The organism is Bdellovibrio sp. HCB274, assembly GCF_047306075.1.
Lineage (GTDB): Bacteria > Bdellovibrionota > Bdellovibrionia > Bdellovibrionales > Bdellovibrionaceae > Bdellovibrio.
In genome coordinates this window covers 1,390,934-1,415,850 of sequence record NZ_CP178623.1, presented here as the reverse complement: position 1 = coordinate 1,415,850, position 24,917 = coordinate 1,390,934, and the positions used below count along the sequence as shown (strand labels likewise).

The 24,917-nt window shown below is 46.8% G+C and carries 22 protein-coding genes and 2 tRNA genes; 14 read left to right on the top strand and 10 right to left on the bottom strand.

The window, feature by feature from the left end:
* The first annotated feature begins 14 nt into the window (after nt 1–14).
* From ACLWNV_RS06920 to ACLWNV_RS06900, 5 genes are all read left to right on the top strand, one after another.
* A complete protein-coding gene (locus tag ACLWNV_RS06920; protein ID WP_413587198.1) occupies nt 15–770 on the top strand; it encodes an outer membrane beta-barrel domain-containing protein in 756 nt (251 codons plus the stop codon).
* A gap of 35 nt (nt 771–805) precedes the next feature.
* On the top strand, nt 806–2,905 hold the full coding sequence (locus ACLWNV_RS06915) for a tetratricopeptide repeat protein (protein WP_413587197.1): 2,100 nt from the start codon (nt 806–808) through the stop codon (nt 2,903–2,905).
* A gap of 29 nt (nt 2,906–2,934) precedes the next feature.
* Nucleotides 2,935–3,582: a hypothetical protein gene (locus ACLWNV_RS06910; RefSeq protein ID WP_413587196.1), complete on the top strand. Its 648-nt coding sequence runs from the start codon at nt 2,935–2,937 to the stop codon at nt 3,580–3,582.
* A 164-nt stretch (nt 3,583–3,746) separates the two neighbouring features.
* On the top strand, nt 3,747–5,405 hold the full coding sequence (locus tag ACLWNV_RS06905; protein WP_413587195.1) for a methyl-accepting chemotaxis protein: 1,659 nt from the start codon (nt 3,747–3,749) through the stop codon (nt 5,403–5,405).
* Nucleotides 5,406–5,490: 85 nt separating this feature from the next.
* Nucleotides 5,491–6,963, top strand: coding sequence for a methyl-accepting chemotaxis protein (locus ACLWNV_RS06900; RefSeq protein WP_413587194.1), 1,473 nt, complete (start codon nt 5,491–5,493; stop codon nt 6,961–6,963).
* A gap of 2 nt (nt 6,964–6,965) precedes the next feature.
* Here the strand turns inward: ACLWNV_RS06900 and murJ are convergent, their stop codons facing one another.
* A complete protein-coding gene (gene murJ / locus ACLWNV_RS06895; RefSeq protein WP_413587626.1) occupies nt 6,966–8,546 on the bottom strand; it encodes a murein biosynthesis integral membrane protein MurJ in 1,581 nt (526 codons plus the stop codon).
* A 57-nt stretch (nt 8,547–8,603) separates the two neighbouring features.
* Here murJ and rpsT point away from each other — a divergent pair, with 57 nt between their 5' ends.
* Entirely contained in the window at nt 8,604–8,864 is a 261-nt protein-coding gene (gene rpsT / locus ACLWNV_RS06890) for a 30S ribosomal protein S20 (RefSeq protein ID WP_413587193.1), read from the top strand.
* A gap of 80 nt (nt 8,865–8,944) precedes the next feature.
* On the opposite strand, the gene ACLWNV_RS06885 is transcribed toward rpsT, so the two are convergent.
* The 5 genes from ACLWNV_RS06885 to ACLWNV_RS06865 all read right to left on the bottom strand — a co-directional run bounded on the left by ACLWNV_RS06885 (nt 8,945) and on the right by ACLWNV_RS06865 (nt 11,672).
* Nucleotides 8,945–9,265, bottom strand: a complete 321-nt coding sequence (locus ACLWNV_RS06885) for a helix-turn-helix transcriptional regulator (RefSeq protein ID WP_413587192.1) — start codon at nt 9,263–9,265, stop codon at nt 8,945–8,947.
* Nucleotides 9,255–9,536 carry a type II toxin-antitoxin system RelE family toxin gene (locus ACLWNV_RS06880; RefSeq protein WP_413587191.1) on the bottom strand — a complete coding sequence of 94 codons (282 nt, stop codon included), beginning with the start codon at nt 9,534–9,536 and terminating at the stop codon, nt 9,255–9,257. The genes ACLWNV_RS06885 and ACLWNV_RS06880 overlap by 11 nt, the downstream gene beginning before the upstream one ends.
* Nucleotides 9,537–9,667: 131 nt before the next feature.
* Nucleotides 9,668–10,054, bottom strand: coding sequence for a PilZ domain-containing protein (locus ACLWNV_RS06875; RefSeq protein ID WP_413587190.1), 387 nt, complete (start codon nt 10,052–10,054; stop codon nt 9,668–9,670).
* A 70-nt stretch (nt 10,055–10,124) separates the two neighbouring features.
* A complete protein-coding gene (gene holA, locus ACLWNV_RS06870) occupies nt 10,125–11,126 on the bottom strand; it encodes a DNA polymerase III subunit delta (RefSeq protein ID WP_413587189.1) in 1,002 nt (333 codons plus the stop codon).
* A 9-nt stretch (nt 11,127–11,135) separates the two neighbouring features.
* Nucleotides 11,136–11,672 (bottom strand): LptE family protein, encoded by a 537-nt coding sequence (locus tag ACLWNV_RS06865; protein WP_413587188.1) that lies wholly within the window; start codon nt 11,670–11,672, stop codon nt 11,136–11,138.
* A 98-nt stretch (nt 11,673–11,770) separates the two neighbouring features.
* Between ACLWNV_RS06865 and ACLWNV_RS06860 the strand changes: the two genes are divergently transcribed.
* The 7 genes from ACLWNV_RS06860 (at nt 11,771) to ACLWNV_RS06830 (ending at nt 21,499) form a co-directional block, all read left to right on the top strand.
* Nucleotides 11,771–12,937: a pyridoxal-phosphate-dependent aminotransferase family protein gene (locus ACLWNV_RS06860; protein WP_413587187.1), complete on the top strand. Its 1,167-nt coding sequence runs from the start codon at nt 11,771–11,773 to the stop codon at nt 12,935–12,937.
* Complete coding sequence (locus tag ACLWNV_RS06855) at nt 12,934–13,917, top strand: D-2-hydroxyacid dehydrogenase (RefSeq protein WP_413587186.1); 984 nt, start codon at nt 12,934–12,936, stop codon at nt 13,915–13,917. The genes ACLWNV_RS06860 and ACLWNV_RS06855 overlap by 4 nt, the downstream gene beginning before the upstream one ends.
* Nucleotides 13,918–13,993: 76 nt before the next feature.
* A complete protein-coding gene (locus ACLWNV_RS06850) occupies nt 13,994–15,292 on the top strand; it encodes an adenylosuccinate synthase (RefSeq protein WP_413587185.1) in 1,299 nt (432 codons plus the stop codon).
* A gap of 149 nt (nt 15,293–15,441) precedes the next feature.
* Nucleotides 15,442–19,515 carry a tail fiber domain-containing protein gene (locus ACLWNV_RS06845; protein ID WP_413587184.1) on the top strand — a complete coding sequence of 1,358 codons (4,074 nt, stop codon included), beginning with the start codon at nt 15,442–15,444 and terminating at the stop codon, nt 19,513–19,515.
* A gap of 134 nt (nt 19,516–19,649) precedes the next feature.
* Nucleotides 19,650–19,832, top strand: coding sequence for a hypothetical protein (locus ACLWNV_RS06840; RefSeq protein WP_413587183.1), 183 nt, complete (start codon nt 19,650–19,652; stop codon nt 19,830–19,832).
* A 167-nt stretch (nt 19,833–19,999) separates the two neighbouring features.
* Nucleotides 20,000–20,701 carry a class I SAM-dependent methyltransferase gene (locus tag ACLWNV_RS06835; RefSeq protein ID WP_413587182.1) on the top strand — a complete coding sequence of 234 codons (702 nt, stop codon included), beginning with the start codon at nt 20,000–20,002 and terminating at the stop codon, nt 20,699–20,701.
* 12 nt (nt 20,702–20,713) lie between these two features.
* Nucleotides 20,714–21,499: an SDR family oxidoreductase gene (locus tag ACLWNV_RS06830; protein WP_413587181.1), complete on the top strand. Its 786-nt coding sequence runs from the start codon at nt 20,714–20,716 to the stop codon at nt 21,497–21,499.
* 188 nt (nt 21,500–21,687) lie between these two features.
* Here the strand turns inward: ACLWNV_RS06830 and ACLWNV_RS06825 are convergent.
* The 3 genes from ACLWNV_RS06825 to ACLWNV_RS06815 all read right to left on the bottom strand — a co-directional run bounded on the left by ACLWNV_RS06825 (nt 21,688) and on the right by ACLWNV_RS06815 (nt 22,780).
* Nucleotides 21,688–21,763, bottom strand: a tRNA-Glu gene (locus ACLWNV_RS06825).
* 28 nt (nt 21,764–21,791) lie between these two features.
* Nucleotides 21,792–21,867, bottom strand: a tRNA-Lys gene (locus tag ACLWNV_RS06820).
* 196 nt (nt 21,868–22,063) lie between these two features.
* Nucleotides 22,064–22,780, bottom strand: coding sequence for an alpha/beta fold hydrolase (locus ACLWNV_RS06815; RefSeq protein WP_413587180.1), 717 nt, complete (start codon nt 22,778–22,780; stop codon nt 22,064–22,066).
* Nucleotides 22,781–22,818: 38 nt separating this feature from the next.
* Between ACLWNV_RS06815 and ACLWNV_RS06810 the strand changes: the two genes are divergently transcribed.
* On the top strand, nt 22,819–23,364 hold the full coding sequence (locus tag ACLWNV_RS06810) for a hypothetical protein (RefSeq protein ID WP_413587179.1): 546 nt from the start codon (nt 22,819–22,821) through the stop codon (nt 23,362–23,364).
* A 4-nt stretch (nt 23,365–23,368) separates the two neighbouring features.
* Here ACLWNV_RS06810 and ACLWNV_RS06805 read toward each other — a convergent pair whose 3' ends face one another.
* Nucleotides 23,369–24,913: an amidohydrolase family protein gene (locus ACLWNV_RS06805; RefSeq protein WP_413587178.1), complete on the bottom strand. Its 1,545-nt coding sequence runs from the start codon at nt 24,911–24,913 to the stop codon at nt 23,369–23,371.
* Between the last annotated feature and the right edge of the window lie 4 nt (nt 24,914–24,917).

Here is a 24,917-nt window from a genome sequence, read left to right as displayed (position 1 = left end):
GACGGGAGACCGAAATGTTTAAGAAATCACTACTAATTTTCTTCTTGATGACAGCACAAGCTTTTGCACAAACGGCGACAACTCCGGCGGCAAAAACTCCAACGGACACGCGCGGCAGCGATAAGCTTGATATTAAAAAACTTGAGAACAAGTACTGGGCCGCTAAAGACGAAGACTTTGGTGTCGTACAAAACCGTCGTTATGTTAAAGCAGAACGCTTTTATTTGACGGCTCGTGCGGGTATTCCATTCAATGACTCCTTCAGCGAAGGAACAGTTTATGGTGCTGACTTCGGTTACTTTTTTAACGAACGTTGGGGTGTTGAGCTTTCTTATAACAAAGCAAACCTTTCCGACAATGATTCTACTGCTCAGTTTATCTCTCGTTACTCAACAGTTCCGGATCATAACGTACTTGATTCATCTTACTTTGTATCAGCTATCTGGGTTCCGTTCTATGCAAAAATGTCTGCTTTAGATAAAGCAATCATCTATTTTGATATGGGCTTCTCGGTTGGTTTGGGTAACGTAAGCTATAATATCATCAAAGAAGAAGGCAATGAGTTGAAAACAGGCCTTAGCTACAAACTTGGCGTGTTCCAGCAGATCTTCTTCTCTGAGCACTTCGCTTTGCGTGCAGATTTGATCAACACGTGGACGAACGAAACTCAAATGACTTACGATTCAGCACCAACTTACAGCCCACGTAACATGGGTGATAAAATGGTAAACGATACCTCACTGATGCTAGGTATCACTTATTGGCATTAATTTTTTACTGTGTCTCCAAGGCCGGGGGGTCTTTTATGAACAAGCCAATGAAAGCAATGTTAGTGCTGCCACTTCTGTGCAGCACAGCTTTAGCTCAAGAAGTGCCTAAGGCACTGAATGTAAAATCCCAGGGGGCGCCCGCAGCTGCAAATCTGCGTGTGAAATCAAGCCTCGTCCCTACTTTTGAAATCTATCAAAAGAAAGTGGTTAAGGGAAAAACTGAAGTCTTTAAGGTGAAAGCGATTCCGGAACTGAATATCGGTGCCGAACGTGCGGTGGAAGCTATTCCACTGACGCCGCTTCGCCTGCCCGCTTCACAACAACTTGTGGTTAAAGAGGTTAAAAAAGCCCCTGCCATCAATCCGATGACAGTAAAAATTCCTCCTTACACGGCGGTGGTGCACCCTCCTAAGGTTGTCACTTCGCCGGATGCATTTAATAAAATTCCTGACGTCAAAATGCTGGCTGCTGTGAAGGAACCATCTACGGTGGAGCCACAGACCAATTTGATGAAAATGGATGACATGAAGCCAAATGATTACAAGCTTCTTCAGGCTTTGATCTTTTTGGAAATTCAGCAAAAATACGAAATGGCCATGGGGCTTTTCTCGGAATTGATGGACGATAAAGATCACCGTTTGGAAGCTCTTTATAACTATGCAATGACGGCAAAAGGTTTGGGTCTGAACACTGAGTTCAGAACTTACATGATCAAAGTATCCCAGGAATCAAAAAACAAAGAATGGCAGGAAAGAGCAACGAAAGCCCTGGTTGAAGGGATCACCGCTCTGGAGCAATCTGACATCGCCTTAATTGACCCTTTGGTTACTAAGTACGAACTTGATGTCAGCAAAAACGCAGACTATCAGATCACTCGTGCGAAGTACTACTCTTCCATGGGTAACCTGGGCATGATGGAAGATGCGTTGATGTTGATCGACGAAAAATCTCCTAAATATCCTGAGGCATTGCTTCTTTCAGGTTTATTCAACTATCGTCAGAACAAAGTTGATGAAGCGACTGTGAACCTGGAAGCTTTGCTAAAAGCAACTGATGGCGACAAGAAATCGCAAATCAGAAACGTGGGTGCTATCACGATGGCCCGCATTCAGTTCCAAAAAAGTTTGTATAAAGAGGCTTTCCAGTCTTACTTGAAAGTGGACCGCTCCAGCCCTCTTTGGTTGCAGGCGATGACCGAAAGCGCTTGGACTCAGATCCTGTCTGAAGACTACGAAGGTGCTGCCGGTAACATGTTCTCATTGCACACGGACTTCTTTAAAAACGCCTTCAACCCGGAATCCTTTGTGGTTCGTACGGTGGGTTACCTGAATCTTTGCCAATACGGTGACGGTGTTCAGGTCCTTGAAGAAATGCGTGGCAAATACGGCCCATGGAAAGGCAAATTGGAGGCTTATAACAAAGCCCACAAAAAAACGATTGATTACTATGACACTGTGAAAAACTGGGCGAAAAACTCGGACCTTAAAGAGGTTGATGGTTTGCCACGTGCTTTCATCGTGGAATTGGCCCGTCATCCAGGCTTCATGAGCATCCAAAAACAAATTAACAACTACGAAGACGAGATCACGAAGTTCAACAAAATCTCCTTCACGTTGATTAATCTGGAAAAAGAGTTCTTGAGCAAGAAAGCAGAAGCTTCCAAGGACCTGGCTGCAGCCAAAGCGAAAAACAGAGACACTCAAAGTGCCGAGAAAAAACTTTTGAGCTATCAGATTCAGTACCACATCGCCAACAAAGCCCGTACTTCGATCAAGGCTCTGCGTACTCAGGGTATTGCTCGTATCGAAAAAGAGAAAGACGGACTTCGTGGTGACGCTGGTAAAGCGCTTCAAAGTAACTTCAAGAACATGGTCACTAACCTGAACCGCGTTCTGGATCAGAATGACGTTCTTCAATACGAATTGTACTCTGGCGCCGGCGAACACATCCGCTACCAAATGGCTGGTGGTGATGTGAACGATAAAGAGCGTCCAGAATTGAAAGTGGCGAAAGAGAAAAGTCTAAACTGGAAATTCAAAGGTGAAATCTGGGAAGACGAAGTGGGCCACTACCGTTCATCATTGAAAAACGTATGCCCGCAAGACAATAGCGTTGCTGGCATGAATGAGCACTAAGAAGATTTTTTAAGGAAAAGGATTTGCATATGAAAAATTCAATCAAACTGACGACAATGACTGTACTTATCACCTTCTCCGCTGCTGCATTCGCTCAGAACACGGCAAAAGAGGGCTTGGAGCGCATTAAGTCCAATCTTAATAACTCCAAGTCAAATCTGACTGAGTACGAAAAGAATCTAAAAACTGTTGAAGGCAATCTAAGTGAAGTGGCAAAAGCCAAGTCTTCCGTAGAAAGTCAACAGAAAGAAGTGGCGAAGCAAGCCGAAGAGAACACTAAGTCCATCCAAAAACTGGGTAAACAGGAAACTGAGCTTCAGGGTTTGATCAACGACGAGAAAAGCAAAACAGCGGCAGAAAATCAAAAGATTGCTGAGCTGGAAGCGATGATCGCGAAGATCAAAGAGAACCAAAAGAAACGCGAATCCAATGTTCAGGATTACCAGCATCAAATGTCTCAATTGGGTGAAGAAAAGAAAATCTGGAATTCACGCAGAGATACTTTGAAAGAGCAATACGATCAGGTTAACAAAAAGATCCGCGAACTTGCTTCCGAAGAAAAAGAATGGAAAGGCAAGCAACAGGGTTACAAAGGCGAAGTTAACCGCTGGCAAAAAGAAGTGGAGCGCCAACAAAAAATCAGCGACTCCTACAACTCTTTGGCTGAAGTTAAGTAACTCGTCTCCCCGATTTAAGTCCTAATAAGAGATCAGGTCCCCCGGCCTGATCTCTTTGTTTTTCTGGACTTTAAGAAATCTTGATGGACTCCGAAGAGTTTTTCACTCAGGCACCTTCTGCTATTAAATTCAAAAAAATATATACTTATTAAAGGATAGCTGAAATGAATCAGAGCTCTCTTTCGTCTTGGTTCCGTGGGATCAAGGGAAAATTATTGTTTGCGGCCTGCCTGCCGTTGGTGGGATTCTCTATAATCTACTTTATCGCAAGTTCGAGCATGTCGAATTTGAACGTTTTCCTGGATACTTCAAATCTGAATGTAATCCCGAATCTTATGGCTGTGGGCGAAATGCGCCAGGCACGTAATAAATTCGGCTATCAACTCTTCGCTGCTATGAGCATGGATACAGCGGCAAAGCGTGACGAGCGCATTAAAATGGCCCGTGATGGTATCGCTGAGTTCAAAGCTGGTATTGAAACATATAAGGCGGCTCCAGCTGATCCAGCATTGGCAGCAACAGACAACAAGGCATACGAAGTTATCGGCGAATACCTAAAGCTGATGGAAGAAACTGCTCACCTGGCTGAATCCGGAAATCCAGAAAACTACAAAAAGGTGGAAGAACTTTTGGATGGCCGTTTGTGGGAGCTGGGTCAGGTCATGGCCAATATGACCGGTGCCGCGATGAAGCAATATGATACCGTTTCAAAAGCAAATACAGCAGCAGCGGACGAAACAATTGCCCGATCTGAAAACATCATCATGATGACGACGGCGGCATCGTGCCTGGCGATTTTCTCTATCTTGCTATTTATTGCAATCCGTCTTTCTAAATCCGTTGGTAGCGTTGCCAACCGTCTTTCAGATTCAAGCCAGCAGGTAGCTTCAGCGGTTGAACAATTGAATGAAGCTGGCAATAGCTTGTCCCAATCTTCAACTGAAGCAGCAGCTTCCCTGGAAGAAACTGTGGCGGCTTTGGAAGAATTGACTTCCATGGTGCAAATGAACTCTGACAACGCAAAACAAGCAGCAAGCTTGTCAGCATCTTCACGCAACTCTGCTGAAGCTGGTGAGTCTGACATTAAGAACTTGATCACAGCTATGAATGATATTTCCCAGTCTTCTAAAAAGATTGAAGATATTATCTCAGTTATTGACGATATCGCTTTCCAAACCAACCTTTTGGCCCTGAATGCTGCAGTTGAAGCTGCCCGCGCAGGTGAACAAGGTAAAGGTTTTGCGGTCGTAGCGGAAGCGGTTCGTGCCCTGGCTCAAAGAAGTGCTTCTTCTGCAAAAGAAATCTCCTCCTTGATCAAAGACTCCGTTTCGCAAATCGATAACGGCAGCAAAATCGCGGATCAAAGCGGTACTGTTCTGGCAAATATCGTAAGCTCGATCAAGAAAGTTTCTGATCTTAACAATGAAATCGCCGCAGCAAGCTCTGAGCAAACTACGGGTATTCAGCAGATCAGTAAAGCGATGAACCAATTGGATCAGTCTTCCCAGTCAAATGCAGCGTCCGCAGAAGAAATTGCGGCGACGAGTGGCGAGATCAACAATTTGGCAACAACAACACAAACTTTGACAGTTGAGCTGACACAAGTGATCTACGGCACCTCTGACCTTGCACCAATGCAAACGGTAGAGACGACGCATAAAACAAAAAAGGAGACGCCAAAAGCTTCTCCAAAAGTGTTGGCCTTTAAAAAGGCCCCGGCCAAGGCACCCGTGAAGGTTGCAAAGGCTGACTCTTCCTCTGAAGCAGTCATTCCCTTTGACGACGACGGTGACCGCAAAGTTGGAACGACAAACGGTTTTTAAAAATTAAAATAAACAAGAGGCGGGATTCCCCGCCTCTTTCGTAAAAAAACATTCTGGAACCTTTGCGTAAATAAAAAGGGTTTGCATGAAATCACAAGGTCTTTCAGGTTGGTTTAAAGGAATTAAGGGTCGCCTACTTTTCACAGCGATTATCCCCATTGTTGGATTTTCCATTCTGTTTGCGGTCGCTTTTAACACGGTAGAAAAATACAATATCATGCTGCAAACTTATGCAGATTCCATTGTGCCAAATATGGACGCCATTGGCGAAATGCGCCAGGCACGAAGCAAATTCGGTTTTCAAATCCTCTCAGCATTAGATTCCGAAAACGCGGAGGATAGAAAAAAGCGCATTGCTTCAGCTGTTGAAGGTGTTAAAGAATTCCGAGATCACTACAAACAGTATTCAGAAGCACCCTTTCTTCCAGGCGAAGATAAAATTCATGATACCGTGAAAGATAAAATTCCTGAATTTCTTAAAATCATGGACACCATCGTAGAAAAAGCGAGTTCCGAAAATCCAGCTGACAAGATGGAAGCCAGAAGACTTCTTTACGGTCCTTACGACGAAGTGGGCTCCCAAGTTCAAAAATTCAATCGTACAGTCTCCAAGCTTTACGAAGAAAATTCAGAGGCCAAAGAAGCTGAGTCTGAAAAAATGCAAAAAGACTCTGTCCTTCTGTTAATCACGACAGCATCTGTTGCGGTGATCACTATCTTTGGTATTCTGTGCTTTATCGCAGCCCGCATGTCGAGTTCTGTGGCTTCAATTGCTTCCCGCCTTTCAACTTCCAGCTCGAGTGTTGCCTCGGCGGTTGAGCAGTTAAGCGAAGCAAGCAACAGTCTTTCCCAGTCCTCCACAGAAGCTGCCGCTTCGTTGGAAGAAACGGTTGCAGCCCTTGAAGAACTGACTTCCATGGTGCAAATGAATTCGGACAATGCCAAACAAGCAGCTGGTTTGTCAGCATCCTCCCGTCAGGCGGCGGAAACTGGTGAAAATGATATCAAGAACCTGATCACGGCGATGAACGAAATCTCTCAGTCTTCCAAAAAAATCGAAGAGATTATTTCTGTGATCGATGATATCGCTTTCCAAACCAACTTGCTGGCGCTAAATGCAGCAGTTGAGGCGGCTCGCGCCGGAGAACAAGGTAAAGGCTTTGCGGTCGTAGCTGAAGCGGTCCGTGCCTTGGCACAACGAAGTGCGACTTCTGCTAAAGATATCTCTTCGCTGATCAAAGATTCCGTTTCCCAGATTGACCGAGGAAGTGTGATCGCTGATGAAAGCGGAGCGGTTCTGGCGAATATCGTAAGTTCAATTAAAAAGGTTTCGGACTTGAATAATGAAATCGCTGCGGCAAGTTCTGAGCAAACCACGGGGATTCAGCAAATCAGCAAAGCCATGAATCAATTGGATCAGTCATCGCAATCAAATGCGGCGTCTTCCGAAGAAATCGCGGCTACTGGCGGTGAAATCAACGGACTGGCTCAGACTGCACAGGATTTGACGGTTGAATTGAACAAACTGGTTCTGGGCGCGGATAACTCCGCCGCTTAGATTCAGGTTTTCTTTTTACGCTTTAAATAATCGAGCAGGAAACCCGCCTGCTCGATTTTTAGTTTTAGGGCCGCGAAGGCATAAACCAAAACGCACACTCCGATAATCAGAGCTAAAAGAAGTGTTTTAATTAAACTGGATTCTGCAGAAGTTACCCACTCCCCCATTGACAGGGCCGCGATCGCCATCAATAAACCGGCCAGCAGAATTTTGGAAAACTCTTTCGCCATCTTTTGAACGTTCATCGCAATGGCGTATCTGTTCATCAACAGAAGCACCAAAACCAACTGTACCGCCGAGGCAACCAACCCCGAAAGCACCAGGCCGCGCAACCCGTAGGACCGTATCCACAATGGCGCCATCACAATATGCAAAGCTAACCCCACCAATGAAGTACCCGCTGGAATCCAGGTGTTTTTCACGGCGTAATAAGAGGGAATTAACACTCTGACCGAAGACACCATCAACAAGCTTCCTGCATAAACTTTCAAAACATCCGCTGTCGCTAAAACGTCGTTCAGAGAAAAATGCCCACGATAAAATAGCACTTCAACAATCGGCTGAGCCAAAAAATACAGACCCACGGCTGCTGGCCACGCCAGGAATAGGTTCATTAGGAAATGCTCCTGCAGAACCGACTGAAATTGCGCGCGATTATTTCGTTGCGCCAGATCACTTAATGTTGGAAGCAAGGCCGCGCCGATACTGACCGCCACCAAAGACAAAGGAAGTTCTAAAAGACGATCCGCCCAATAGACATAGGAAAGCGCCCCCTCCCCCAGTCCACTGGCGAAATGAAGATTCACCAGAGTTGCGAGTTGCAGAAGCCCCGCCCCCAGCAATCCCGGGAGCATGTTTTTTAAAACCTGCTGAACATCCCGGCTCCAGATATTTCCGGTCAGCCGCGGGAGATACCCCCGCTCCCGCAGTACCCACCACAACAACGTGGCCTGCAGAACTCCACCGACCAAAACACCCCAAGCGAGCCCATCCCCCATTTGCGGAAACCATTCTGGAGGCAGGAAGGTGAAAACTAACATTGAAATATTCAGTAAAGCTGGTGCCAGGGCCGGCCACGCGAAACTGCCCAAGGCGTTCAAAATCGCCATGAAATAAGCATAAGAGCAAACGAAGAACACGAATCCAAACATGATTCGCGCCATACGCACCGTCAGATTCCATTTTTCCAAATCCAACAGATAGTTATCAGCCAGAAGGATCTTTAGCAGCGATTCCATACTGCCCAGGCCCCACAAGGTGAAAGCCCCCAAAGTAATCAGCAACAAGGTGTATATGGCATTTAAAAGGTTTCGTGCCCGGGTTCCTGAAGTGTCCAGCGCTTGAGATTCAATAAAAACCGGAATGAAACTCACAGAAAGGGCGCCCTCGCCGAAAAGGCGGCGGAAAAGATTGGGTAAGCGGAAAGCCGCCGACCAGGCGTCAGTGATGGTTCGATCAAAGAGCGCTGCCAGGGCCATATCGCGGAATAAGCCCAAAACGCGGCTCGTTAGGGTCCCGCCGGCCATAAAAAAGGCTCTTTTGAAGACCTTTTTGCGATCTTCTTTTAATCCGCTTGCCTCCACAGACACCGTATGTTAATCCCTTTGGTTCGTTTATAAAGATTAAGTGGAGGCTATACCTTGGCAAATCATAAGTCAGCAGCAAAAAGAGCTCGTCAATCTATCCGTAAAACAGCAGTAAACAATGCTCGTAAAAGCACTGTAAAAACAGCTGAGAAAAAACTAGTTAAAGCTATCGAAGCTAAAGACGTGAAAGCTCTTCCTGAGTTGTTGAAAAACTTCACTTCTCAAGTGATGAAAGCTACAAAATCTGGCGTGATCAAAAAAGAAACTGCATCTCGCAAAATCAGCCGTCTAGCTACTCGCGCTTCTGCGAAGTAATCTCTGACTCAAACTCTGGCTCTGCCAGAATACTGATTCCTAATTAGGGTGACCCTTGGTCGCCCTATTTTTGTTTGTCCTTACGCGGATAAAATCACTCGATAAGGAATTTTCGCCCGAGTTATTTGGTCCTGCAGACTGATCTGCACAAACAACTTCTCCGAATATCCCAATTTTTTAGCAAAAGCAGCGGCCCTCTCCGGGCTCAAAAACTTCTTTCCATTTTCGAGCTGTGAATAATGAACTCTCGAAATTCCCAGCTTTTTCGCCATCTTTTCCTGCGACCAGTCTTCTCCCGTTCGATAGGCCCACAGTTCAGAAGCAATACTGGCTTCCTCGCCGATAAGTTCATCCAAGAACTTCACAACCGTAGGTTTATTCTTACTGCCTTTAGTAATCATGCTTATTCACCTCAAGAATTCGGACAAACTCAATGCACCCATCTGCATCCACTTCGTATATGGCCCTATAGGACCAATTCAACCTGATAGATCTTTGCCCTGAACGCACCCCTTTGAGGGGTTCATCATGAAAACCCGGGCGCTTCCTAACAACTTCCAATCCTTCCAACAGGACTGCGCGGACCCAGTTACGAAATTTGATTTGAATGAATAACGGAACCCGTCGCAGATCATTTTCAGCCCGCTTGCTAATTCGCACGTCGAAAATCATCTTTCCTCCAATGTAACCAATTTGGTTACATTCGTCAATAACATTTATGTTACAGAGAGGAGTGCTGAGTTTATGCCATGATACTTTAGATTTAACTTGGCTTTGAAATTAGATCGGTCCGATCCCCGAGCTTACGCTGCTGAGGATTGATGGCGTGCTGATACGAACGCACGGATCTGCCTTTTGGTGGCAAAGTTGATATTGGTGAAACTAAGACCATGGGTGACCCGCGAGTCACCCTGTTTTTTTTGAGTGGAACGAACCACTCCGCGCAGGAAAACGAAATCCCCTGACGGGATCTGAAAGCTGACGACAACTTCGTTGCCTTCGTTCAGCAGGTAATCCGAAATGATCGACATTCCACCCTCTCCGATTTCGCCTGAATCCACCACAAAGTAAGTGCCATCACAAAGGACACCCACCTTGCGCTTCATCGCACGACGCGGATACTGCCGGCGGAAGGGCTGCCCCTTGTCGTCCACGGCTGGTATGTTGATCTTTTGAAAATCACTGCTCATACCTGACTTATCGGATTTCTGACGCTGCCAATGCAGTCCAGAAGGCCGTGTCTCAGTCTGAGACAACCTCTTAAGCGGTGCAGGTTTTCAGCACCATATTTTCAAGCCAGATATGACTGGAGAGTGGAGAGGATTTAAGAGCTTTATCGGTCTCTGAAAGGACAACCATGGTTTGCTCGAGCTTCTTGGCAGTCCATAAGCGGGCCTGCTCAGTATAGTTTTCCAGGAAGTATGGAGGCACCTGAGCATAGTGCGCAAGCTTCGCTCCATGAAGGCCCTCTTCCATGCCTTTTTTTACTGCAAGCAAAATACGGATGTGGCGCGCGACTAATGAAATGATACCGATTTCATTTTGACCCTGATCCAAAAGATGAACCAGATATTCCAAAGCTTTCACGCGGTCATTCAGACCCACCGCCTTGGTGAAATCAAAAACGCTTTCTTCCTTGGAACGAGACACCACTTGAGCCACGTCAGAAACTTCAATACGGCGAGCCCCTTCAACGAACTCACCTAGTTTCTTTAGTTCTGCTTCGATCTCGGTCAGATGATGACCCACAAGTTTATGCAGCAAGTGAATGGCATCGTTGGAAATTTTCAACCCCAAGGATTCAGCGATGTAATTGATCCAGGAAGGAACCTGATTTTCGTAAGGCTTTTTAAATTCCACGCAGTCTGCTTTATCCAGCAACTGGCGGATTTGTTTTTTACGCTTATCCACACGGGAAGCTAAAATCACAAAGCACGTGCTATCCACTGGCGCTTCAATCAAGGGCTCCAGCTGAGTCCATTCCTTGTCGGATAACTCCTGGGCTTCCTTCAGAATCACCAGGCGGCGCGGAGCCATCATCGGCAGGGTTTCAACTGCATCACGAACCTGAATCACGTCAGCGTCGCTGGCGTAAAATAAACTGTAATTGAAATCGATCGCGCCCTCGGTCAGGACGGCGTACTTAAATCTTTCAACACTTTGATTCAACAAATAAGGCTCTTCCCCAAAAAGGAAGTACATCGGCGAAAGGTTGCCCTTTTCCAAGTCCTTATAAAATTTCTGTGAATCAATTAATGCCATCGTTCAATCTTAAAAATTTTCAGTAATACGATCGTGTGCCTCAAGCATTAAATCGTTCGCCATGAGGTCAATGTTTTGCCTCCGGGCAGAGAGATTGTAAAGAGGATCCACCGAGTTTACGCCAGCAAGCGTTACCTGAGGTGCTGCATAAGTACGCTCACCTGCGAAGCTTCCGCCCCACAACTCCGTACCATCAGCTTGTCTAACAACTTTGACAGTTACTGTCAGAAGAATACGATACTCTGACGCAATTACTGATCCATCTGGCAAATAAGATGAAGACTCTCCGGAAACACGTTTTGCCCCCGGTAAATACTGAACCGTATCGATCTGACCGATCACTGCCACTTCTGATAGAGAATTATCCACGACACGGGCCACGCGAGAGCGCTGAAATTCGTGAATAAGGCTGTTCGTGAAAGCCACCTCGATGCCGGGCTCCTGGGTTTTGTTTTTAAAAACCGGAACTGAGATCTGTTTGTATCCACCCGGGATCGTGCGGCTGGCAACGCCCAATTGGTACGCACATCCAGTCAGAAACTGCATGCAAAACAGAGTGAGAATCAGAATGCCTCGAGAGCCTTTAAGTATTGCGTCCACCGACCCAGTTGAGTATAAATTGAAGAAGAGATCAAGGAAGAAAAATGACTTCATTCAATGACGAATACAGCTTGCTCGCTCCCGGTCCCGTAAACCTTCATCCTGAGGTGCGTAAAGCCCTGGCTTTACCAATGATTCATCACCGCACCCCGGAATTTGACGTCATTTTAAAACGCGTGCTTGCGGGCATCCGCCAGGTCTTTCAAACCAAAGAAGATGTTTATTTATTAAGCTGCACCGGTTCTGGCGGCTTGGAAGCTCTTTTGGTGAATGTTATTTCTCCGGGCGACAAAGTATTGGCCATCGTTTCTGGAAAATTTGGTGAGCGTTGGGCCGAGATGGCAAAAACTTTCGGAGCCGACGTTTCCATCATCAACGTTCCCTGGGGCGAAACTGTAAATCCCAAAGATGTTGAAGCTCATTTGCAGCGTCTGCCGGAAACTCGCGCAGTTTTATGTCAGGCATGCGAAACCAGTACGGCTGTGGCTCATCCTATTCAAAAGCTTGCAGAGATTATTTCCGGCTTCCCAGAAACACTTTTCCTGGTTGATGCGATCACCGCTCTGGGTGCTTATTCCCTGCCGATGGACGAGTGGAAGATTGACGGTTTGGTTGCGGGCTCGCAAAAAGCCTTTATGCTGCCAACGGGAATGGCGTTCATTTCGTTTTCCAAAAAAGCCCAGGCCTTTTTTGAAAAGGCCACCTGCCCAAGATTTTATTTCGATGTTCGCAAAGAGAAGAAAGCCAACGCTTCCGGCGAAACTTTCTTTTCCTCGAACGTCACGATCCTGCGCGCTCTGGATGTGGTTTTAAATTTGATCAACAAACAAGGTTTGGAGAGTCTGTTTCACGCCATTCATCGTCGCGCAGAGTTTACGCGCATTTTTGCGCAGCAACTAGGATTTACTCTTTATGCGAAATCCCCAAGTGATTCGGTGACGGCTTTGGTTGTGCCAACCACCATGGATGGTCAAAAAATCCGTTTGGAGCTGGAAGAAACTCACAACATCACGATCATGGGCGGCCAGGATCAGGCGAAAGGCAAAATCATTCGCATTGGTCACATGGGTTACATTCAGGATCACGAGCTGTTGAAACTGATCGACAATTTAGGTCAGGTTTTACGCAAATTTGATCCGGGTTCGTTGACGCTGGAACAGATCTCTATGGTCGTAAACGACGGGAAACAATGGCTGGAGAATAATCCGTGAAAAAGAAAATTCTGATCACAGATCGTTTTGCCCAGGATAGCTTTTTATATCTGCAACAGAACGAAAATTTTGAAGTCATTCGCAGCGACAGTCATCTGCATTTGCCATTGGAACATCTGGTGACTGCGAATGCGTTGATCATTCGCAGTCGCACACCGATCAACGAAGAACTCTTGAAAAAAGCCCGTCAGTTGCAGCTGATTATCACCTGCACCAGTGGCTTTGATCATATCGATCTTGCGGCGACGGAAAAATGGGGCATCACGGTGATGCACACTCCGACAGCAAATATTCAATCCGCGGCCCAACTGACTTGGAGTTTGGTGCTGGCCTGCGTGAATAACTTAATTCCAGCTCACAACATGGTAAAATCGGGCGAATGGAAACGTGATCAAATCACGGGCATCGAGCTTTCCGGGCGAACTTATGGCATCGTGGGTTTAGGCAGAATTGGCTCGCGCGTTGCGGATTTTGCACAAGCTTTCGGCATGAATGTCGTGGCATACGATCCCTATGCATCTGATGCCAACTTTGAACGCTTGAATATCCCAAGAATAAGCTACGAAGAAGTTTTGAAGTCAGCGGATGTACTAAGCTTCCACGTGCCAAAAACACTGGAAACCGAGCACATGCTGAATCGTTCACATTTTGAATACATTCACCGCGGCATTGTGCTGGTAAACACCTCTCGCGGCTCCGTGATCAATGAAAACGATCTGTGCGAGGCTTTAGGAAACGGCTGGCTGCGTTCTGTGGGTCTGGATGTCTTTGAAAAGGAACCTCTTTCGAAAACTTCTAACCTACTGCAATATCCGAATGTGGTTTTAAGTCCCCACATCGGCGCGAATACCGAGGATGCTTTCTTTAAAGCAAGTCAGATCTCGGCTAATAAGCTTATGGCCTTCTTTGTCGACGGCAGCACGTCAGATACGCTGCCACCACGGGCGCCCTGGTACGGGGCCACTCCTTTTGACAAATAACCAATTTGACATTTGAAGACCCTGTTTCTATCGTTCTTGCCTGATGCCCCCTCGGGGCATTTTGAAGGGATCGTTTATGGCAGGAATCGTGGTTGTCGGCGCTCAGTGGGGCGACGAAGGTAAAGGGAAATTGGTCGACGTGTTTGCAGAAAAAGCAGACATGGTGGTGCGCTATCAAGGCGGCGCCAACGCAGGTCACACATTGGTTGTGAACGGCAAAAAGACAGTTTTGCACTTGGTTCCAAGCGGAATTTTACGTCCTGAAACAACTTGCGTGATTACTTCGGGTGTTGTTATCGACGTGTTCGGTATTCGCGATGAAATCAAATACCTGATTGATGGTGGTTTGCTTTCAAATCCCAAACAGCTTTTGATCTCTGATACTGCAACAATCATTCTGCCTTATCATAAAGCTTTGGATGCAGCCCGCGAGGCGGCACTTGAAGGCGGAAAAATCGGTACCACTGGAAAAGGCATCGGTCCCGCTTACGAAGACCGCGCTTCCCGTCGTGCGATTCTTTTCGGTGATCTGTTTAATCCAGAGTCTTTGAAAGAGAAACTTGAGCTTGCCCTGCGCGAGAAAAATTTCCTTTTGGAAAATTACTATAAAGGTCCAACTTTCCAACTGGATACGATGTTGGCAGATTTGAAGGCTGTTGCTGCTGATCTGGCTCCGTATCGTGCCAAAGATACTTCTCTGTTTATTTCCAAAGCTTTGAAAGCCAGCAAACGCGTGATGTTTGAGGGTGCTCAAGGAACGATGCTGGATATTCTGCACGGAACATATCCATACGTAACGAGTTCTTCGACTTTGTCTGCGAATGCTTGCGTGAGTGCGGGTATCGGTCCGACGAATATTCAAAAAGTGATCGGCGTATTTAAAGCTTACACGACTCGCGTGGGTTCAGGCCCCTTCCCGACGGAGCTTCACGATGAAGTTGGTCAAAAAATTCAGGCTGACGGTCACGAGTTCGGTGCAACCACGGGTCGTGCTCGCCGTTGTGGCTGGTTGGATCTGGTTGCTTTGAAGTATGCGATTCGCGTGAACGGCATCACAAACCTTGCGATGATGAAGATTGACGTTTTGTCTGGTCATGATCGCATCGGCGTTTGCACAGCTTACAAAATCAATGGCGAAATCGTGAATGAACTTCCGACCTCCCCTTATGAGTTGGAAAAAGTGGAACCAGTGGTCGAATGGATGACTGGCTGGAAGGAAGATCTTACGAAAGTTAAAACGCTTTCTGATCTTCCACGTCCGACCACGAATTTTATCGACTACGTGGGCTCGCAACTGGGCACTCCGATTGACGTAATTTCAGTGGGTCCTGGTCGTGAGCAAACACTGTGGGTAAAACCTCTGTTCAATAACTAGTTTTTAGTAGTGCAGGGCTGTCCCTCAGCCCCGAGTGATTCTATTTAAAACATCTCAAAACGAGCTCATTTTTATTACAATAAGAGTGAGCTACATTAATGCGAGTTCGTTTCACTCAAGGTCGTTTCCTAATATTCCGAATTAAGAATATGAACAAACTGTCCCTGAACGTCTCTGCAGTTTTGTTGATGCTGGCTTACGCTTTGGCGTCGAGCGCATCCCCCACTTCCTTGAGTTATCAGGGACGTATTCTTAATTCCAATGGACAGGCTTTAGAAATCAATGGCGTTGCCTTTATTTTCGAGGTGACCAGTCCCGATGGTTCCTGCGTGATTTATCGTGAACAAAGATCCGGAATTGATATGCGCAATTCAGGCGGCGTCTTTGACGTTTCCATCGGTACTGGCTCAAGACAATATCCTGTCGCAGGAACCTCCAAAGTCACAGATTTTTTTAATAACACCCGCACCTATACCTGTGCCAACGATGACAACACAGACTCCACCTCCAACTATCCCGCAAGCTCCAGCGATGGTCGCAAGCTACGGGTGTCTTTCTGGGATGGTTCTGGTTGGCAGTTAATCTCACCTGATTCAGTGATTCGCTCTGTCCCCTATGCCGCCTATTCGTTATCCGCGGAAAAGCTGGGCACTTTAAGTGCAAACGATTTAGCTCTGAAAACACAGCTTCCCACTGCAAATTGTGGCAGCGGCGAAGTTTTAACGTTTTCCGGTGGTATTTTTGCCTGCGTTGCTGACCAATTAGGAACTGCAGGTTCCGGCATACAAAGTATTAATGGTGACACGGCAACATCTCATTCCCTTGCCATCAATACGACTGGTACCTCTTTGGCTTGGGCACATTCGGGGGGATCGCATACTTTAAGTATTCCTCTGGCTTCCACTGGAGGAACGGCTGCAGGACTTATCTCTAACAGTGACTTCCTTGCATTCAGCAACAAGCAAAGCGCTTTGGGATATGCTCCTTTAAATCCTGCTAACAATTTAAGTGATCTGGCCAATCTTGCAACTGCGCGTGCAAATCTGGGTTTATCTAATGCTGGTGGCGACTTGACCGGTACCTATCCGAATCCCACGATCACGGCTAACGCCGTTACAGCGACTAAAATTGCCGATAATGCTGTTACAAGCAGCAAGGTCTTGGATGGCGCGATCACGACGCCGAAGCTTTTTACCAATCCGGGAATCAACCGACTGGTTGCGACCGATGCCACAACGGGTGCAACACTTCGACCGCTGGCCGTAGGCTCCGCCTCTTTAGCGGCGAGTTTTACGGGTGCCCTTGCGGGAGACGTAACGGGAACACAAGGAGCTACTGTTGTTGGTAAAATCAAAGGCTATGCCTTGGACTTCACCGCAGCGCCAACATCAGGTCAGGTTTTAAAATTTAACGGAACGAGCTGGGCGCCAGCTGCTGATTCATCTTCCGGTGGTACTGTCACCACCGTTACCGCTTCAGCTCCACTGGCATCCTCAGGTGGTATCACTCCGAACATCACTATTTCCCAGGCGAACGGTTCAACCAGCGGTTACCTTTCTCAGACCGACTGGACAACCTTTAATGGCAAGCAGTCCTCTTTGGGATTCACACCATTGAATCCGGCTAACAATCTCAGCGATCTTGCCAACGCGGCTACCGCACGTGCAAACCTGGGACTGTCGACTGCGGGCGGAGACCTGACTGGAACTTATCCAAATCCAACTTTAGCAAAAATTTCTGGTACTGCCCTAACGATCACGTCACTGACATCAGGACAGTCATTTAAATACAACGGCACCGCATGGGTGAATGCAACACTGGCATCCACGGATCTGTCTGACAGTGGCTCACTGATTAAATCATCACAAATGCCAGCAAACTGTGCTGCCAATCAAACCTTAACGTTCTCATCTCCTACGGGAACCTGGAGCTGTTCAAATATATTGATTACGGGTTCGGCTTTTGGATCACAAACCCAAGGCACTTTTCTGGCGGGACCAGCCGCAGGCTCTGGCACGCCAGGCTTTCGCACAATTGCCTCGACAGACCTGCCAAAGACCGGTGCGACTGGCGTTTATGTGAATGGTGGAAATGCTTTTGCTGCAGCAGCGAGTATAGGTACCACTGATTCCAACAAATTGAGCCTTCTGACAAACAACGTCACTCGCATGACGCTTGATACGACAGGTAATGTGGGAATTGGCGCCGTTTCTCCGATTTCACGTCTCCATATATTGGGAACTGGATTTGCTGATTCCAGTATTTATGCCACTCGCTATGGTGCTCACTCGGCTGGCGGAAGCTTTTGGACCATGAAGAATCGTGGCACATCAGAAACCAACTATTCACCCGTGCTAACGAGCGATATTCTTGGAAATTTTGGTTCATCAGGTGTTATCGATACAGCAGGAACAACAGTCACAGCAGGTTTTATCCACTTTGATAGTGAAGCCAACTGGTCAACAGGAACCACTCCCGCAAATTTTGTGATCAATTTAAATTCTGGAAATGAAACAACAAATTTAACGGAAAGACTGCGCATGCTTTCCAACGGTTACACGGGCCTTGGAACGAATGCACCGACAGTTCCGATGCACATTGCCCTGCAAGTTCCTGCGGCTGCCGTATGGCCTAACCGCGTGGGTCTTTTGGTCGAAGGCCAGGGCACTTCACCGTCTGGACGATTAGGCGCAGTCACCTACTCTGACACTGAACTTCCGACTGTAGCATTGATGCGATCCCGCGGATCGAAAATCAGCCCTACTGCTATTCAGGCTTCTGATAACATCGGTCAGATCACTTCGCTCGCCTATTTGGGTTCGGCCTTCCAAACGGGAGGGCGTACGGCAATTAATTTTATCGCATCAGAAAACATGACCGCCAGCGCTCAAGGATCTAAAATTCACTTCGACACGACACAAATTGGAACCACGACAACAACCACAAAAATGACGATCACGGACGCAGGTGCTGTCGGTATTGGACCGAGCGCCGCTATTCAAACACCTGTAAAAACCCTGCACGTCCAATCCGACCTAAATACCGATACCGCGATTCTTTTAAGAAATACAAACGCGGGCGACTCTGCTGCTTCAGCAGTGGACGTGGAATCAAACAGTGCCGCGGTTCAGTTAATCGCATATAGTTCCGGCACTACTGGAAACTGGGGATCCAGCGCCATTCCCAAAGCGGACTCTGCTGTGTTACGTTCCTATTCTACTTCACTGCCCGTCACAAATATGGGTGTGGGTACTGGAAATGCAGCACCACTGCATCTGATTACCTCGGATTTTCCTCGGGTGACAGTAACTGCGACAGGCTCTGTCGGAATTAACACAACGGCTCCTTATGGAGTATTTGAGATTCTAAATAACAACAATACCGATGGTTATGATGATGCTTACATCACGACCTACAGTGGGGGCTCGACGTCCCCGACACCTGCATTCTTCTTGCGCCATTCACAAGGCACACTGGCTGCACCGGCTGCCGTGGCAAATGGAACTTCATTGGGAAGCTTCACCTTTCAAGGCGGAACAGGTTCGGGATTCCAAACCGGTGCTTTGATTACTGCGATCACCGAGGACTCCTTTGCAACTTCATATAAGACCAGACTGGCAATCAGTGTTAATACCGGAGCGGGTTCTTCGGAAGGTCTTCGTATCGCATCAAATCGCTATGTTTCGATACCAGGCGCTGCTGCTTCGTTTAATGCCACTTACCCACTTGATGTTGCTGGAGACATCAGAACATCAACTTGTCTGCGCACTTCTGCAGGAGTTGCCTCAGGGACCTGTTCTTCGGATATTCGCCTAAAAAAAGATATCAAACCTTTCAATCTAGGTTTGGATATTGTTTTGGGCTTGCAGCCAAAGTCCTTTAAATACAATGGTCTTGGTGGCGAGGAATTATCCAAAGAAGATCAATTGGGATTCATCGCCCAGGATGTCGAAAAGATCGCTCCTTCACTCATTGAATCCAAATCAGTAAAACTTCGGGACTCTGATAAAAAAGAAACTGAAATTAAAACCGTAAACTACAGCGCTTTCCTTTACACCGTCATCAACGCTATCAAAGAATTCCATAGCCAATGGACCTCGGATTCTAAAAACCTTCACCGCGAAATAGCCTCGGTAAAAGATCAAAATACAAAGCTTGCCCAAGAGAATGCGGAACTTAAAAAACGCCTTGATGCGATCGAAAGAAAGCTGAACAGCAAGTAACGGTCTTACTTCGGACTGGCTTTGCTTAGACTTTTATCCCCTTTATCAAGTCTGGTTACTTGTGCTCTGTCAGAGCCGCACGTGTTTTATAGAGCCATCCTCCCAACCGGTTTAGCATATTGGCAGGAGGAAATATGGCACAGAAGAATAAGAAGTCTGCGAAGTCCCCAAGCAAAAAGAACTCCCAACGAAAAAACATGGATGATGATCTCTCTGGCAGAGAGGATCTCTCCCAAGATGATTTGGAAACGGATTTTGATCTGACAGGACGCGAGAGTCTGGTTAGAAAAAATCCAAAGCGTTCTCTTCGCCCTTAAATTTGAATCACAGCTAAGGGGCGCTTCTATCGCGCCCTTACTTCAGGAAAAGCTTTAGCACCTTGTTGCAGGGCAAAGGCTGGAACCGCAGTTAACAACACCACTATAAATTGTCAGATGTTTTTCATAGGTTGAAGATACCCCTGCTCCGTGGATAGAATCAACTTATGAGCAAACCATCCGTCGACTTTTTTCCTCCTGAAGCAGCCCTTGTGTATGATGAAAAAAACAAAAAACTTGCCCCAATTTCCGAGGGTATGCTGTTTTTGATTCGTCTGTTACTGAAAGATCTTCCTACGCAGGCAAAAGTATTATGCGTGGGAGCAGGAACCGGAAATGAAATACTGGCGCTGGCACATTTTTATCCGGAATGGAAGTTTGTGGCCTTAGATCCCTCGCAGGGAATGCTCGATGTTTGCCGAGAACGCATTACCAAGGCCGGATTGGCAGATCGCTGTGAGTTTATCAAAGGTTACGTTCATGATTCACCCGCGGACAACAAATACGACGCCGTATTAAGTATTCTGGTCGCGCACTTCATCCCCAAGGAAGAACGCCTGAATTATTTCAAAGACATTCACACCCGCCTGCTTCCCGGCGGTTATGTTGTTAACACAGAAATCAGTTTCGATTTGAACTCTGCAGAATTCCCCCAGATGCTGGAAAACTGGAAGACTGTTCAGTCCCTTATGGGTGCAACTCACGAAAGCCTGGCAAAAGTTCCAGAGGTTTTGAAAAACGTTTTGGCTGTTCTCCCCCCGTCTGAAACTGAAAAGATTTTCCGTGAAGGCGGTTTCGCAGTTCCGGTTCGTTTCTTTCAGGCGTTTATGATTTGTGGCTGGTATGCGCAGAAGGCTGAATCCAAATAAAAGGAGTTCAAAGTGAAATTAACAGATCAAACAATCCTAATCACAGGTGGCGGTTCAGGAATTGGCTTGGGACTGGCAGAGGCTTTTAAAAAGATGGGCAATCAAGTAATCGTTGCCGGTCGCTCCCAATCAAAACTGGAAATGGCCCGCGCCAAAGGTTTTGAAACCCTGACGGTGGATATGACCAGTCAGGAAAGCATCGAAGGACTGGCTAAAGAAGCCATTCAAAAATTTCCGAATCTAAACTGCGTGATCCACAACGCCGGAATCATGAAAAATGAAAAGCTGATCAACGGCGACAATGCGGAAGCCGCAACCGACACAGTTCTAACCAATCTGCTGGGCCCTATTTTATTGAACAGCTTTTTACTTCCTCACTTTAAAAAACAAAAAGCCGCGACAATCATAACCGTGACCTCGGGATTGGCTTACGTTCCACTTTCCATGACACCCACATACTGCGCAACAAAGGCCGGAATTCACTCCTACACTGAAAGCCTAAGATTTCAGTTAAAGGACACCGCCATCGAAGTAAAAGAAATCGTCCCACCCTACGTGCAAACCCACCTGATGGGCGAGCGCCAAGCAAACGATCCCAATGCAATGCCCTTGGATGAGTTTATCAACGAAGTGATCAGCATCCTAAAAAACAACCCAAGCACCGATGAAGTGATCGTCCAAAGAGCCGCAAGCTTCCGCCAAGCCGCCTACAAAGGTGAAGCGAACTACAAAGAAATGTTCAACTCAAGAAACGAATTCCTACTAAACGCCCGAAAAACCGAATGGGACGCCCTCTAGAAAATAAAAAAACCCGATCGATGGATCGGGTCTAAAATAATAAATCTATTTTCTTCAGATGCACCGAAGGTGCGAAAAAGAAATACTTCGGCGGAGCCGAAGTGAATAAATGCCCAAGGGGTCGCACCGAAGGTGCGCAATCAAAAAACGAAATCCCCTGAATTGTGTTTGAGCGTAAGCGAAAAAATTGGCGTTCCCAAGGGGATTTGAACCCCTGTATCCTCCGTGAAAGGGAGGTGTCCTAGGCCCCTAGACGATGGGAACGTGCTAGGAAAAATCAAAAGAACAAAAATGGTGGCTCGCGATGGATTCGAACCATCGACCCTTTCATTAAAAGTGAAATGCTCTACCAGCTGAGCTAGCGAACCACTTGTCCGTTTGAGGAAGTGCTAATTTGTTCTAAGAGGGGGTCAAAGTCAATACGAAATCTTGCAGTTTTTTAAATTTTTTATGAACTTTTTTGGGGTGCGGCGAAGGTTTGCGTAAGAAGTCGGCAAACCCGCGCGGAATATAGCTAACCTCGCAATAACACTGCCTAAAAAGATTAAATAATAGGCAAACTTTTCAAGCTCCACCGCTGTTTACGAACTCATGAATCGCCACGGAAAGCTCTTTTGCTTTTTCAAGAGGCACATAGTGCCCGCACTGATCCAAGATCAGAATTTTGGAACGTGCGACCACCTCATGCAGATGCTGCAAAGTCGGTAAACGCACCACGTGATCGTCTTTTCCTGCCACAATCAGCACTGGAAAGGACAATTTCGCAATCTCTGCAGACAGATCCTCGCGGTGTAAGGTCGCGCGCATCTGTGCAATGTACATTTCAGAAGTGTATGACCGACTCATTTCAACGATTGTCTGTACTACGTGGGGATTTTGCGCCGACGAGGAGTGGATAAATCTTTGCGCTTCTTTCTCGTTCATTCCCTTGTACTGCACATTCGCCAGCATACCCGCCAGTTTTGATCGAGAAGTCTGCTCGCGCTCACTAAGAGCACCCACATTCGTTGCAACCAATGTTAGCGAAGCCACCCGCTCTGGAAACTTCGTGGCAAATATTTTAGCGATATAGGCACCCATGGAAAAACCAACCAAATGGAATCTGGAAGTTTCCAGTTTCTCTAGCTGCCCCACCATGTCCTGCAAGCTTTTACAGTGCTTGAAATCAATCAGGATAATGTCATCACCAGGAGGCAAATTCGCCAGCACGTCGCCCCATAACCTTGGATCACAAAGGAACCCAGGCAACATCACCAGGGGAAGATTTTGACTATTATTCACTGCGACCTCCGCCAGACTGCATTTTAGACAGAAACACTTTGACTGTATACTTTCAAAAGAGCAAAAAATCCGCTATGCGCGCGATGAACATCTTCCCACTGCTTATTTCATTTCTTTTGCTTTGCGAAGTTCAGGCAAAGACGCGCATTGCATTTTTAGAGACCGTCAATTCCCGTGGCGAGCGCGTGGAGTACGAACCCGGCGCAAGATTCTCTCACACCGCAATTCAATTCGACGATATTGGCGAGCAGTGGCTCAACGCCTACCCCGGCGAGGGTGTAGCTATTATTTCTGAAGAGCGATTGAAACAACACGGAATGATCACCGCTGTGATCGAAATTCCCCAGCACGTTTCCCTGGCAGCAATCGAACCTTACCTGGGACTGCCATTTGATTTTTGGTATTCGTGGGAGGGAGATGCAATTTATTGCACGGAGCTGATCGGAAAAATCCTGAATGTGCCGACTCATCCTATGATCTTTAATAAAAAAGTCTGGCCAAAAAACTATTGGGACCTTGATGGGACGCCGGGGTTATCCCCCGACAAACTCTATCAATGGTCCCTGGAACAGCAAAATCGTTAATTTTCTAGTGAACCAAGCCTGAGTCTTCAGGCTGATTCATCGACGCCAATTTCTCGGCCGCCGCTTTCTTCATTTCCTCAAGTTTTTCCTCGGAATAAAACTTACCATCGCGAATGACAGCATTGATCTTTCTAAGATTAGCAACATTATCCGTTGGATCTGCATCCAGCAAAACCAGATTGGCGTTTTTGCCGACTTCAACAGTGCCCATCGTTGAACGCTTACCCAGGAATTCAGCGCCATTTAAAGTGGTCATTTGCAAAACTTTTAGCGGAGATACTCCCGCTTTTACCAGAAGTTCAAATTCTTCGTGCAAAGACGCTCCGGGAATAACCCACATTCCACCCAGATCCGTCCCCGTCAACATCTTCACACCCTGCTTATCAAACAGCTTCACAAGCTTCATGTCCATCGCAGTCAGCTGTCTAAGAGTTTCTTTGGCAACGGGCTTCACTGTTTTAGTAAACTTTTGCGAAACTTCGTTCCAATAAGCTTGCTGCTGCTTGGAGACGAACTTCATATAAGGATCATTGGCATACTGGGACTTATCAGCCTGCATCATTGCCTGATTGCGAACCAGTGTCGGTACCTGCCAGGTTTTTTGCAGCACAAAAGTCTCTGCCAGCTTTTTACATTTTGAATCACTGTAGGTATCAATGACCGTGCGAGTTTTCAAAAAGGCATTCTGATTCGCCATCAAACGCACTAACAAGGGATTAGCCACGGAAAGTTTAGCCACCTCTGCGGAAGTACCACCAGAGGACTCGCCGCCTAGTGCTCTGCGCACGCTGTCTTCGTTCGTTGAACAACTGATCAACAATGTATCAACCGGCCCCAGGCTTTCCATAGAAAGCATTCCTTGCTTCGCAGCCGCGACCGCATCAACGCCCACGGGAATTGTTCCCGCAAAATAGTCGCCGACTTTTTTAGATTCACCCAATGCCGCATTGAAAACTGAAGGAGCAACATCCCCTACACTGACAAAATCAGCCCCGGCTTTGCGATCTCTCTCTACCAGTTCTGCAGCTGCCTCTGGAGTTGGCGCATTGAATCTGGTCAACATCTCGCCCGACATTCCCAAAAGTTCAGGTGAATCCTCGGGAGTCACTGCTTTGTTGTCTTTGCGTTTTTTTAGAAGATCTTCGGTCCCGGACATTTGGCGATAGCCCGTGATTCCGTGAGCCAGCATCACAGCAGAAACTTCTTTTGCAAACGGCTGATCCAGAACGTGGGCATGCATGTCCATGTAACCTGGAACCACGTATTTTCCAGTGGCATCGATGACTCGCTTGGTTCCCTGCTCGCCCACTGCATCCGCTGGAATAATTTTAGTGATTTTACCGGCATCAATCATCAAGGCCATGTTCGCCTGCAATTGACCGTTCACGGTGTTAACGATCGTCACACCTTTTACGATAATGCTTTCATGAATTTTTTTTGCAGATGAAGTTACAGCTGATTTTGAAGAGGTCGAATCACTTGCACATCCAACAAGTGTTCCAGCCAACAATGTGCTTACCAGGATTGTTTTTGTGTTTTGTTTTTTCATAACA

Bases quoted from the DNA above. Each gene is read 5' to 3' on its own strand.
- ACLWNV_RS06885 (WP_413587192.1), bottom strand. From the start codon at position 9,265: ATGATTACTAAAGGCAGTAAGAATAAACCTACGGTTGTGAAGTTCTTG.
- holA (WP_413587189.1), bottom strand. From the start codon at position 11,126: ATGGCATTAATTGATTCACAGAAATTTTATAAGGACTTGGAAAAGGGC.
- ACLWNV_RS06920 (WP_413587198.1), top strand. From the start codon at position 15: ATGTTTAAGAAATCACTACTAATTTTCTTCTTGATGACAGCACAAGCT.
- ACLWNV_RS06850 (WP_413587185.1), top strand. From the start codon at position 13,994: ATGGCAGGAATCGTGGTTGTCGGCGCTCAGTGGGGCGACGAAGGTAAA.
- ACLWNV_RS06805 (WP_413587178.1), bottom strand. From the start codon at position 24,913: ATGAAAAAACAAAACACAAAAACAATCCTGGTAAGCACATTGTTGGCT.
- ACLWNV_RS06880 (WP_413587191.1), bottom strand. From the start codon at position 9,536: ATGATTTTCGACGTGCGAATTAGCAAGCGGGCTGAAAATGATCTGCGA.
- ACLWNV_RS06860 (WP_413587187.1), top strand. From the start codon at position 11,771: ATGACTTCATTCAATGACGAATACAGCTTGCTCGCTCCCGGTCCCGTA.
- ACLWNV_RS06835 (WP_413587182.1), top strand. From the start codon at position 20,000: ATGAGCAAACCATCCGTCGACTTTTTTCCTCCTGAAGCAGCCCTTGTG.
- ACLWNV_RS06905 (WP_413587195.1), top strand. From the start codon at position 3,747: ATGAATCAGAGCTCTCTTTCGTCTTGGTTCCGTGGGATCAAGGGAAAA.
- ACLWNV_RS06915 (WP_413587197.1), top strand. From the start codon at position 806: ATGAACAAGCCAATGAAAGCAATGTTAGTGCTGCCACTTCTGTGCAGC.
- ACLWNV_RS06840 (WP_413587183.1), top strand. From the start codon at position 19,650: ATGGCACAGAAGAATAAGAAGTCTGCGAAGTCCCCAAGCAAAAAGAAC.
- ACLWNV_RS06910 (WP_413587196.1), top strand. From the start codon at position 2,935: ATGAAAAATTCAATCAAACTGACGACAATGACTGTACTTATCACCTTC.
- ACLWNV_RS06875 (WP_413587190.1), bottom strand. From the start codon at position 10,054: ATGAGCAGTGATTTTCAAAAGATCAACATACCAGCCGTGGACGACAAG.
- ACLWNV_RS06845 (WP_413587184.1), top strand. From the start codon at position 15,442: ATGAACAAACTGTCCCTGAACGTCTCTGCAGTTTTGTTGATGCTGGCT.
- ACLWNV_RS06900 (WP_413587194.1), top strand. From the start codon at position 5,491: ATGAAATCACAAGGTCTTTCAGGTTGGTTTAAAGGAATTAAGGGTCGC.
- ACLWNV_RS06865 (WP_413587188.1), bottom strand. From the start codon at position 11,672: ATGCAGTTTCTGACTGGATGTGCGTACCAATTGGGCGTTGCCAGCCGC.